This window comes from Novosphingobium sp. B-7 (assembly GCF_000410615.1).
Classification (GTDB): domain Bacteria; phylum Pseudomonadota; class Alphaproteobacteria; order Sphingomonadales; family Sphingomonadaceae; genus Novosphingobium; species Novosphingobium capsulatum.
The window spans coordinates 1-11091 of sequence record NZ_APCQ01000237.1 but is presented as its reverse complement, the minus strand read 5'-3'; the positions used below and the strand labels follow the sequence as shown (position 1 = coordinate 11091).

General features: G+C 67.5%; 8 protein-coding genes and 1 pseudogene. 2 read left to right on the top strand and 7 right to left on the bottom strand.

Annotated elements, in window-relative coordinates:
- On the top strand, positions 1-192 hold a 192-nt coding region (locus H926_RS32935), incomplete at its 5' end, for a hypothetical protein (protein WP_028657485.1).
- A gap of 37 nt (positions 193-229) precedes the next feature.
- Positions 230-2671 (top strand): hypothetical protein, encoded by a 2442-nt coding sequence (locus H926_RS0102695; protein ID WP_022674930.1) that lies wholly within the window; start codon positions 230-232, stop codon positions 2669-2671.
- 141 nt (positions 2672-2812) lie between these two features.
- Here the strand turns inward: H926_RS0102695 and mmsB are convergent, their stop codons facing one another.
- From mmsB to H926_RS32930, 7 genes and pseudogenes are all read right to left on the bottom strand, one after another.
- The gene (mmsB, locus tag H926_RS0102690; RefSeq protein WP_022674929.1) at positions 2813-3685 is read right to left on the bottom strand and encodes a 3-hydroxyisobutyrate dehydrogenase; all 873 of its coding nucleotides are present in this window, start codon (positions 3683-3685) and stop codon (positions 2813-2815) included.
- A 31-nt stretch (positions 3686-3716) separates the two neighbouring features.
- On the bottom strand, positions 3717-4499 hold the full coding sequence (locus H926_RS0102685; protein WP_022674928.1) for an enoyl-CoA hydratase-related protein: 783 nt from the start codon (positions 4497-4499) through the stop codon (positions 3717-3719).
- Positions 4496-5563, bottom strand: coding sequence for an enoyl-CoA hydratase/isomerase family protein (locus tag H926_RS0102680; protein ID WP_022674927.1), 1068 nt, complete (start codon positions 5561-5563; stop codon positions 4496-4498). Before H926_RS0102680 ends, H926_RS0102685 begins: the two co-directional genes overlap by 4 nt.
- A complete protein-coding gene (locus tag H926_RS0102675) occupies positions 5560-6702 on the bottom strand; it encodes an acyl-CoA dehydrogenase family protein (protein WP_022674926.1) in 1143 nt (380 codons plus the stop codon). The genes H926_RS0102680 and H926_RS0102675 overlap by 4 nt, the downstream gene beginning before the upstream one ends.
- 180 nt (positions 6703-6882) lie before the next feature.
- Positions 6883-8175 (bottom strand): sugar MFS transporter, encoded by a 1293-nt coding sequence (locus H926_RS0102670; protein ID WP_022674925.1) that lies wholly within the window; start codon positions 8173-8175, stop codon positions 6883-6885.
- Between the two features lie 24 nt (positions 8176-8199).
- Positions 8200-10626 carry a glycoside hydrolase family 3 protein gene (locus tag H926_RS25295; protein WP_022674924.1) on the bottom strand — a complete coding sequence of 809 codons (2427 nt, stop codon included), beginning with the start codon at positions 10624-10626 and terminating at the stop codon, positions 8200-8202.
- Positions 10627-10717: 91 nt separating this feature from the next.
- A pseudogene (locus tag H926_RS32930) lies at positions 10718-11091 on the bottom strand (MFS transporter); the annotation flags it as partial.

Genomic DNA, 11091 nt, shown 5'->3' with positions numbered 1-11091 from the left:
CAGCGCCCCAGCAATCCCGCCTTTGTCGAAGTGGCGATCCCCGCCGCCTTGACGCGGCAGGGCCGCCTCGCGCTGGCCTTTGCCGGGCAGGCCGGTGCCGGCGGCGGCGGGCGTGGCCAACAGGTGGCCGAAACCTGGCTCATCCCCCGTTCAGCGCAGATCCGCTGCGATGGGCAGTGGACCGGACCATAATTCCTTGACCTTCATGGCACAGCGGACACAATCGCAGATGATGTTTGCCAGATCCTTTGCACCGGGCCTTTCTCGTTTCCGCACTGCCGCTTCGGCACTGGCACTGGCCAGTGTGGCCGCCGTGCTCCCCATGGGCGGCGCCCGGGCCGCCGATTCCCGCTTTGAGCTGATTGGGCCGGATATCAAGGTGATGGTCACCCGCAACGGCCAGGACCTGCCGATCAGCAGCGTGCCCAGCCTGGCCGAAGGCGATACCCTGCGCATTTCGGCCGCGCTGCCCGGTGACCAGGGCGCGCACCTGATGGTGGTTTCGGCGTTCCTGCGCGGCGCCACCAACCCGCCGCCACGCGAATGGATCGGCGTGGCGCGCACGTGGAAGGACAAGGCGAACGAGCATTCGCTCAACCTGACCGTGCCTAAGGGCGCGCGCCAGATGGTAGTGCTGATCGTGCCGGAAACCACCGGTGCGCAAGGCACGCTGGTGGATGCGGTGCGCGGCAAGCCGGGTGAGTTCGTGCGCGCCAGCCAGGATCTCAACCAGGCCTCGCTCGATCATGCGCGCCTGATCGCCTTCATCAACGCGATCAACGGCGACAATGCCACCCACCCCGAAGACCTTCAGCGCATGGCGCCGACACTGGCGCGCAGCCTGTCGATCAAGCTGAACGAGGAATGCCTGACCAAGGTGGTGGACCAGCAGGCCTCGTGCCTGGTGGAAGATCGGGACACCCTGGTGCTCAGCGACATCCACACCAATTCGCTGACCGATACGCTGACCGGCGCGCCCACCACGCTGGCGCTCTCGCTCAGCACCACGCAGCAGGGCGGTGCCGGCCTCTACAGCCCCTATATCGGCGTGGTGCGCGATCTGGCCAAGCTGTTCGGCGCGTTCAGCAACCCGCAGTTCAACTATCTGCCGACGCTGTCCGAACTCAAGGGCGAGACCGCCTCGCTCAAGCTCAACAGCGCGCCCTCGTTCAACAAGCCCAAGTCGGTGATGGTCATGGCCATGCCGGCGATCGGGGCAGACAGCCCGCCGCAGCTGCGCAATCCCACCAAGGGTCCGATCTGCGCGCCGGGCAATGCCCTGGTCCTGCCGGTGGAAGGAGCACCGCTGGTCTTTGCCACCGGCTTTGCCCACGACATGGCGGTGAAAGTGACCGCCACCGACGGATCGACGCGCGAATATCCCCTGGCCCCGCGGGCAGACCTTGGCGGCTATGCCGTGGTCGCCGATAGCCTGCCGCCGGGCGCCACGCTGACCATGCACATGCACGGCCGCTGGGGCTTCGACACGTTCGACGGGCCCGATTATGTGGTGCAACGCCCCGATGGCGGGGCCTGGTCGCGCGCTGCCAACGCCACCGGGCCGCTGGTGGCCGGGCGCGACAACGAAGTGATCCTGGAAGGCGCGGCACCGGGCTGCGTCGATGATGTCAGCCTGCGCATCGGCAACAGCGCCACCGGCCGCAGCGTGACCTATCGCGCGATCGATGCCACGCACCTGGCTGTGACCGTGCCCTTGGCCGAGGGTGAAACCGGCGAAGTGCGCCTGGACATTCACCAGCAGAGCCTGGGCACGCCCGCCAATGTCACGCTGCGCGCGCGGGCGGAAAGCAGCCGGATCGATTCGGTCGATATCCGCGCGGGCGACAGCGAGGCGATGATCACCGGCCAGCGCCTGGAACAGGTGGTGGCGCTGACCCTGGGCGACGTTGAGTTCCGCCCCGATGGCCTGGTGCGCGACGGGCGGATCGACCGCCTGCATCTGGCGACGAGCGGCAACACCCGCGCCGGTGACGCCGGCACGGCGGCCAAGGCACAGATCAAGCTGGACGATGGCCGCACCCAGGCCGTGTCGATCAAGATCGGCCCGGCACGGCCGCGCATCGACCTGATCAGCCGCACGGTCAATGCTGCGCCGGTTCCGCCCGGCACGCGGCCCCTGCGCTTCGCCTCTGACGACCTGCTGCCCGAAGACGCCGAGCTGGTTTTCTCGGTGCGCGCTGGCGCCAATACCGTGCTGGCCAGCAGCGATGCGATCGAGGTGGCCCCTGCCGGCAGCCAGAGCGGGTTGCGCCTGACCACGGCCAAGGGCCTGATGGCCACCGACCCCACCGTGCTGGTCGCCACGATGCGCGCCAGTGATCTGCCCCCGGCCAGCTTTGGCCCGCTGCGCTATCGCCTGGTCAAGGCCGATGGCCAGCTGGGCGCCTGGCAGCCGCTTGCCACGCTGGCGCGCCTGCCGCGCATCACCGGCTTTGCCTGCGACAGTGGCGGCTCGCTGCCCTGCACGCTGACCGGGCGCAACCTGTTCCTGCTCGACGCCGTGGGCGCCGATGGCGATTTCACCCGCGCGGCAACAGTGCAGCCCGGCTTTACCGGATCGAGCCTGAAAGTGCCGCGTCCAGCCGATGGCGCCCTGCATCTGCGCCTGCGCGATGCACCACAAGCCAAGGTGACCTTGCCGGCGGGTTGATCCGGGGATTGGGCATGCCTTCCACCACCCCCCGACCCCCTCCTCTGAAGAAGAGGGGGAAGTAAGATGCTGATTTGAAAGCCCCCTCCTCTTTAGAGGAGGGGGTTGGGGGTGGTGGCGATCAAGCCCCCTTGCCGCCAGTCAAAGCGTCTTGATGATCGCCGAAAAATCGCGGTCAGCATGGCCATCGGCGGCAAAGGCGGCATAAAGCTTTTCCGCCAGGTGCCCCATCGGCACCGGCGCGCCGGCTTCCTGCGCTGCGCCCATCGCCAGGCGCAGGTCCTTGAGCATCAGCGCCGTGGCAAAGCCGCCCTGGTAGTCATTGTCCGCCGGGGTCTGCGGCCCAACGCCCGGCACCGGGCAATAGCTGGTCATCGACCACGACTGGCCCGAAGCCTTTGACGCGATATCGTAAAAGGTCTGCAGGTCCAGCCCCAGCCGCTCGGCGAGGCGGAAGCTTTCGCACGTCGCCACCATCGTGGCGCCCAGCAGCATGTTGTTGCAGATCTTGGCCGCCTGCCCCGCGCCGTCCGCCCCGGCATGGATCACCGCCTTGCCCATTGCCGCCAGGATCGGCTGCGCGGCGGCAAAGGCCTGGTCGGTGCCGCCGACCATGAAAGTCAGCGTGCCGCCCCGCGCCGCCGCGATGCCGCCCGAAACCGGCGCATCGACAATGGGATGGCCTGCCGCGCTGGCCACCTCGGCCAGGCGGCGCGCGGTGGCAACATCGATGGTGGAGCAATCGATCAGCAGCGCGCCGGCAGGCGCCGTGCCGATCACCTGGTTTTCGATCACGTCACCCACGATCGCCCCGTTGGGCAGCATCGTCACCACCACATCGGCGCCGGTCACGGCATCGGCCACGGTGGAACAGGGCGTGCAGCCCGCGTCCTGCGCGGCGGCCAGCGCAGGCGCCGAAAGATCGAACGCGCGCACGGCGTGCCCGGCCTTTGCCAGGTTGGCGGCCATGCCGCCGCCCATGTTGCCCAGGCCAATGAATGCAATTGCCGCCATGGCAGCCTCTCCCGTTATGTTCGTGTAGGTTTCAGCGGCCCTGCCAGTTGGCAGGACGCTTTTCCACGAAGGCGGCCATGCCTTCGGCCTTGTCCTGCGTCGCGGTGAGCACCTGGAACATGCGGCGTTCGGCCAGGAGGCCCTGGTCCAGCGTGGTTTCGAACGCCAGGTTGACCATTTCCTTGTTCATCATCGCCGCCAGCGGGGGCATGCCGGCAATCGCCTGCGCGGTCTTGAGCGCTTCGGCCATGAGATCGGCATGGGGCACCACGCGGCTGACCAGGCCGCCGCGTTCAGCCTCGGCCGCGTCCATCATGCGCCCGGTCAGGCACATGTCCATCGCCTTGGCCTTGCCCACGGCGCGGGCTAGGCGCTGCGAACCGCCCATGCCCGGTGCCACACCCAGCTTGATTTCCGGCTGGCCGAACTTGGCATTGTCGCTGGCGATGATGAAATCGGCCATCATCGCCAGTTCGCAACCGCCGCCCAGGGCAAAGCCGTTGACTGCGGCGATCCACGGCTTGCGCGTGGCCTTGACCAGCTTGCTCGTCCAGCCTTCGAAAAAGTCTTCAGCATAGAATGCCGCTGCCGGCTTGTCGGCCATTTCCTTGATATCGGCTCCGGCGGCAAAGGCCTTGTCGCCGGAGCCGGTCAGCACCGCGCAGCGCTGGGCCGGATCAGCCTCGAACGCGGCGAAGGCAGCGATCAGATCGGCCAGAACTTGGCTGCTCAGCGCATTGAGGGCCTGCGGGCGGTTGAGCGTGATCAGCGTCACCGGCCCCTGGGTTTCGACCAGGATCGTTTCAAAGCTCATAGCGGGGTCCATTCCTCTTGATGCGGCAGGGGCGCAAAGATCGCGTCGAGTTCGGCGGGCGCCACGTCAGCGGCGCTGGCCGGGTTCCAGCGCGGGGCATTGTCCTTGTCAACGATCACCGCGCGCACGCCCTCGGCAAAATCGGGCCGCACGATCATGCGCCCGCCGATCCGGTATTCCAGCGCCATGTTGGCGGCAAAATCGGGCAGTGCCAGGCTGGTGGCGAGTTGCCGCAGCGACACCGCGCAGGAGAACGGCGAGCGCGTGGCGAGTGTGGCTAGCGTCGCCTGGGCGAAACTGCCGGGATCGCGTGCCAGCGAAGCCAGCGTGTCAGCCAGGCTGTCATGGATGAAATGGCGCGCGATATCGTCGGCATGGGCCGCAATCGGCGCCGGCCCGGGCGTGGCCGACAGCGCATCGAGCGCGGCGCCAACGCTTTCGCCCGCGGCGATCTGCGCCTTGGCCTTGGCCAGGGCGCTTTCCTCCAGATAGTGCGTGGCAAGCGCGGCCCACAGGCATTCCGCGCCATCGAGCCGCGCCCCGGTCAGCGCCAGGTATTGGCCGAGCCGCCCTTGCAGGCGCGACAGATACCAGCCGCCGCCCACGTCGGGAAACAGGCCGATCCCGGTTTCGGGCATGGCCAGCCGCGTCTTGGCCGTGGCCACACGCCAGCGCGCCGGCTGCGAGATGCCCACGCCCCCGCCCATGGTGATGCCATCCATGAAAGCCACCACCGGCTTGGCATAGGTGAACAGCAGGTGGTTAAGGCGGTATTCGTGAAAGAAGAAATCACGCCCCGTTGCGCCGCCGTCTTCCAGCGCAGAGCCGCGCAGCAGGGCGATGTCGCCCCCGGCACAGAACCCGCGCGACAGCTTGGGATCGCCATCGGGGGCGACGGCATGATCGATAATCACAGCGGTGATCGCCGGATCATCCTGCCAGGCGAGCAAGGCATCGGTCATCGCCCTGACCATCGGCAGGGTCAGCGCATGGATGGCGCGCGGGCGGTTGAGCGAGAGGATGCCGGCCGCGCCATCGCGGCGCACGATCACATCAGGGGTCATTGCAGCAGGTCCCGGCCGACGATCAGGCGCATGACTTCGTTGGTTCCTTCCAGGATGCGGTGCACGCGCAGGTCGCGCCAGAACCGCTCGATCGGATAATCGCGCAGATAGCCATAGCCGCCAAACAGTTGCAGCGCGCGATCGACCACGGCCGAGCCGGTATCGGTGGCAAAGCGCTTGGCCATGGCGGAAAAGCGCGTCTTGTCGGGCGCGCCGGCGGTGACCTTGGCAGCAGCCAGATAGAGCAGTGCGCGCGCGGCTTCCAGTTCGGTGGCCATGTCGGCCAGCACGAACTGGGTATTCTGGAATTCGGCCACGGCGCGGCCGAACTGGCGGCGCTCTTTCACATAGGCGATGGCTTCATCCAGGCAGCGCTGCGCCCCGCCCAGCGAGCAGGCGCCGATGTTGAGCCGCCCGCCGTCGAGCCCCGCCATGGCAATGCGGAAGCCTTCGCCCTCGGCGCCCAAACGGTTGGTGACCGGAACGCGCACGTTTTCCAGGATCACCTGCGCGGTGGGCGAGGCATTCCAGCCCAGCTTGCGTTCCGGCGCGCCGAACGAAAGGCCCGGTGTGTCCTTTTCCACCAGCACGCAGGAAATGCCGCGCGGGCCATCCTCGCCGGTGCGCACCATGATCAGGTAGATATCGTTCACCCCGCCGCCGGAAATGAACTGCTTCGTTCCATTGATCACATAGTCATCGCCATCGCGCCGCGCCGTGGTGGCGAGCGCTGCGGCATCGGACCCCGAGCCAGGCTCGGTCAGGCAATAGGAGCCCAGCTTGTCCATCGCCAGGAGGCCGGGCAGGTGCCGGGCCTTGAGCGCGTCGGGGCCGAAACTGTCGAGCATCCAGGCGGCCATGTTGTGGATCGACAGGAACGCGGCCGTGGTGGGGCAGCCATAGGACATCGCCTCGAACACCAAGGCCGCTTCCAGGCGGCCCAGGCCGACCCCGCCGCCGGCTTCGGACACATAGATGCCGCCCAGGCCCAGTTCGCCGGTGGCGCGGATCACCTCGCGCGGGAAAATATGCTCTTCATCCCAGCGCGCGGCACGGGGGGTAATCTCATCGGCGGTGAACCGGCGTGTCATGTCCTGGATGGCAAGCTGGTCTTCGGTCAGGGCAAAAGCCTGAGACATCAAGGGCGCTCCTGCTCCCGCATCTACGCGGTGTTTCTGTTTGGCGGGCACCATGGCCCAGCGCCGGTAGCGGCACAAATGCCTTTTTGGTCGCATCGGTTGTGCAAAAAAAGGGGCACGACCTGATGGTCGCGCCCCTTGGCAGTGCATGCAACTGACAGGTTTGTCAGGCAGGCGTGATCACGCCACCGGGCGCCGCGCATACCAGCCATAGCTGGCGATCACGGCATAGCAGACCGCCGGAATGACCAGGGCCAGCGCCAGGCTGTGCGTCACGTCGGCAACGCCGCCGGTCAGCAGCGGCAGCACCGCGCCGCCAAAGATCGCCACGTTGATGATGCCCGAACCATCGGCCGCGCGCGATCCCAGCTTTTCGCAGGCGAGGCTGAAGATCGTGGGGAACATGATCGAGTTCATCAGGCCGATGGCGAGCAGGCTGTAGCCCGAAAGCAGGCCGTTGGTGTGGGTAGACAGCGCTATCAACGCGATAGCAAGGATAGCGTTGCAGGCGAGCGCCTTGCCCGGCGAAACCTTGCGCAGCACGGCCGAGCCGATGAAACGGCCGATCATCGCCCCGCCCCAGTACACGCTGATCAGCTTACCGGCGGCAGCTTCTTCCAGGCCCATGACATGCGCCTGGCGCAGATAGTTGACGATCAGCGAGCCGATCGACACTTCGGCACCGACATAGAGGAAGATGCACAGCGCGCCAAAGCCGAAGCGCGGACGCTTGAGCAGGTCGAGCCCGGCAAGGCCGGCACTTTCAGCATGCTTTTCGGCAGGTAGGCGGTTGCGGAACGACCACACCACGGCAGCAACCACGGCAAGGGCGACGGCCAGGCCAATGTAGCCCTTCACGATCGCGCCGCTTTCCGCCGTGCGATAGGCATCGAGCGCCGGGCCGGTGAGATCAGCGGCCGAAACCTTGGCCAGGCTGCCCAGGATCAGCGCGGCGCCGAACCAGGGAAACAGCGTGGTGCCCAGCGAGTTGAAGCCTTGCGCAAAGGTCAACCGGCTGGACGCGGTGCGTGCAGGCCCAAGCAGCGAAATCAGCGGGTTGGCCACGACCTGGACCACCACCACGCCGCTCGCCAGCACGAACAGCGCCAGCAGGAACACGCCATAGGTGGCGCTTTGCGAGGCGGGGATGAACAGCAGGCAGCCGGCCATCATCGTGAGCAGACCCACCACCGCGCCGCGCATATAGCCGATACGCTTGACCAGGCGGGCACCGGGAATGCCGATCACGGCATAGGCGGTAAAAAAGCAGAACTGCACCAGCATGGCCTGGGTGTAGTTCAGCGTGAAAAGCTCCTTGAGCTTGGGAATGATCACGTCGTTGAGCGACGTGATCCCGCCGAAGATGAAGAACAGCCCGATGACGAAGACCTGCAGCTGCGGGGCATCGATATGGGCGGCTCCGTCGGGGCCATCGGGATGGGTGCCCGCAGCAAGATCGGGGGCAAGGGCCATTGTGATTTCTCTCCTAACGCTGCGTTATCCTTGGGTCGGACAGGCAGCGACGCTTCCAGTTGCCTCGACGCGCGCATTGCGGAGCGTCACGACAAATCCCTGCGGCGCCGTGATGCGAAGCGGCGTTCCAACCTTCTTGAGATCGGCCCCGGCCTGAGCAAAACAGCGCAACGGAATTCGTGTCTGGGTGACGGCCCCCTGCGGCGCAAGACGCAGGAGCGATGCCACATCCAGGCTGCCCGTGCCAACGGAAACCTTGATCGGCCCGGCCGGCAGCGCATCGATTCGCCAATCGAGCCGAACTTCAAAGCCTTCGTCGGCCTGGCGGGTAAGATCGACCGGCGGCCCGTCGATCGCCAGGGCGCCGGGTGCGGCCCAGGTGAACTGGCGCGCGTCTTCCTGCGCCGTCAGATCAATCGAGCGCGAGGTCACGGCATTGTCGAGGCCGAGGTGCCAGGGCGATGGCGCCTGCCCGCGGTTGAACCACAGGTTGTCGCTGGCTGCGGCCGAAAGATCGACGCGCGGATCTTCGTTCACCCGACCCAGCGGCGCGGGATGGGCATAAGTCAGGCCAAAGCCTGCCGGAAACAGCGGCTTGGTCACCGGCGAACGGGCGTCGGCGGGCCAAGGAAACGGCAGCGTGCCGGCAAAATCGCGCGCCGGCTTGCCATCGCGCCCGGCGACCAGCACATCGGCCACGCCGGCGCCCTGGGTGCCCGGCAGCCAGGCCGCGACAAACGCGTCAGAGGCATTGATCAGCGACCCGGCAAACAGCGGGCGGCCCGAGAGGAACACCGAGACCACCGGAATGCCTTGCGCCTTGAGGCGGGCGATCAGGGCATCCTCGCCATTGCGCGGCCGGAACGCGAGGTTGGCCACGTCCCCCTGGAATTCGGCGTAGGGCGCCTCGCCATAGACGACCACGGCAACGTCGGGCTTTTGCGCAAACTGGCCATCGGGCGCCAGCGTGGCCTGGCCACCGGCCTGCCCCAGCGCATCGACCAGGGCGCGGCCGATGGTCTGTCCATGCGGGAAATCGGCCGCAGTGGTATCGGTGCCCTGCCAGGTGATGGTCCAGCCGCCAGCCTGCATCGCCATGCTGTCTGCCCCCGGCCCTGCCACCAGAACCCGCGCACCGGGCTTGAGCGGCAGCAGCCCACCATTGTTCTTGAGCAGCACCAAAGACTTGGCCACCGCCTCGCGCGCGATGGCCAGATGCGCGGGGGCGCCCAGACCGGCGGCATCGCCGCGCGCCACCGGCGCCGGGCCAATCAGGCCGAGCTTGAATTTCACGCGCAGGATGCGGCGCACGGCATCATCGATGCGCGCGGCCGGAATCGTGCCCTGCTGGGCCTGGGCCAGCGTGCTGTCGAACAGGCCCTTCCAGCTGTCGGGCGCCATCGCCATGTCCAGCCCGGCGTTGAAGCTGGCCGCGCAGGCGGTGACGGTGCAGCCTTCGACCTGGCCATGTCCGTTCCAATCGCCGACCACGAATCCGCCAAAGCCCATGCGCCCCTTGAGCACGCCGGTCAGCAGCGAGCGGTTGCCGTGGTTCTTCACCCCGTTCCAGCTGGAAAAGCTGGCCATGACGGTCAGCGCGCCGGCATCGATCGCGGCGGGATAGCCCTGGGCATGGGTAGCCACCAGCTGCGCCTCGGTGATGCGCGCGTCGCCCTGGTCCTTGCCCTCGAACGTGCCGCCATCGGCCAGGAAGTGCTTGGCCGTGGCCGCCACATGGGTGGCGTCCACTGCCTGCCCGGCGTGCAGCGGGCCTTGCAGGCCCAGCACCATGGCGCGGGCATAGGCCGCGACGAGTGCAGGATCGGCGGCATAGCCTTCATAGCTGCGGCCCCAGCGCAGATCCTGCGGCACGGCGAGCGTGGGGGCAAAGGTCCATTCGATGCCGGTGGCGGCGATTTCGGCGGCGGTGGCGGCGCCGATCTTCTGCACCAGGGCAGGATCGTGCATCGCGCCCAGGCCGATGTTGTGTGGAAAGATCGTGGCGCCGGGCAGATTGCTGTGCCCATGGACGGCATCGACGCCGAAGATGATCGGGATGCCCGCCCCGGACTTGGCCGACGCGGCGCGATATTCGCCCACCAGGCGCGCCCAGTCGGCCCCGCCCGCACGCTCGTTGCCATAAGGCCCGCTGTTGCCGCCGGCGAGGATCGAGCCGAGCGGATAGCGCTGCAGATCGGCCGGGGTGATCGCGCTGATATCGGCCTGGATCATCTGGCCAACCTTTTGCGCCAGCGTCATCCGCGCCATGAGCGCGGTGATCTGCGCCTCTGTCGCCGGATCGGTGATCGCGGCCGGGCTGTGCGCGGCGGGCCATTGTGCGGGATGGGCCGTGGCGCGATCGGCCTGGGCGGCCGGGCCATCGGCAGCCAGCACCGGCTGGGTAAAGGCCATCAGGCCGGATGCGGCCAGCAACAGGCGGCGCAGGGTCATGTCTTATCCTCTCGGGCAGATTACTTGTGAACGTTCTCAATTTCGGTTTCTGACACGGCAGGCCGGCCAGATCAACTGCTTGTGTGGTGCTTCAGGCCTGGCGGATGGACAGCAGCAAAAGTGCCGCCAGCCCAGCGCAAGCCGCCAGGACCAGGAACAGCGCGCCAAAGCCGAGCGTGGGCACCAGGCCCCCCGCCAGCCACGGCACGATCAGCGAGGGAAACGTGTTGGTCAGGTTGAACAGCCCAAGATCGCGGCCACGCCGATCCGGCCGGGGCAGTACACGCAGCGTCTGCCCCGCATGGAGCGCCAGGAACACGGCCATGGCCAGGGCGAACAGGGCATAGCCCGCCAGCGCCACTACCCTGCCCGGCGCCAGCGCCATGATCACCAGCCCCACTGCGACCAGGCCCGCCAGCGCGGCCAGCGGGCGCCAGGGACGGGCGCGGCGATCGGCCCAATGCC

Coding starts and splice junctions, on each gene's coding strand:
- H926_RS0102695 (WP_022674930.1), top strand. CDS start 230: ATGATGTTTGCCAGATCCTTTGCACCGGGCCTTTCTCGTTTCCGCACT.
- mmsB (WP_022674929.1), bottom strand. CDS start 3,685: ATGGCGGCAATTGCATTCATTGGCCTGGGCAACATGGGCGGCGGCATG.
- H926_RS0102685 (WP_022674928.1), bottom strand. CDS start 4,499: ATGAGCTTTGAAACGATCCTGGTCGAAACCCAGGGGCCGGTGACGCTG.
- H926_RS0102680 (WP_022674927.1), bottom strand. CDS start 5,563: ATGACCCCTGATGTGATCGTGCGCCGCGATGGCGCGGCCGGCATCCTC.
- H926_RS0102675 (WP_022674926.1), bottom strand. CDS start 6,702: ATGTCTCAGGCTTTTGCCCTGACCGAAGACCAGCTTGCCATCCAGGAC.
- H926_RS0102670 (WP_022674925.1), bottom strand. CDS start 8,175: ATGGCCCTTGCCCCCGATCTTGCTGCGGGCACCCATCCCGATGGCCCC.
- H926_RS25295 (WP_022674924.1), bottom strand. CDS start 10,626: ATGACCCTGCGCCGCCTGTTGCTGGCCGCATCCGGCCTGATGGCCTTT.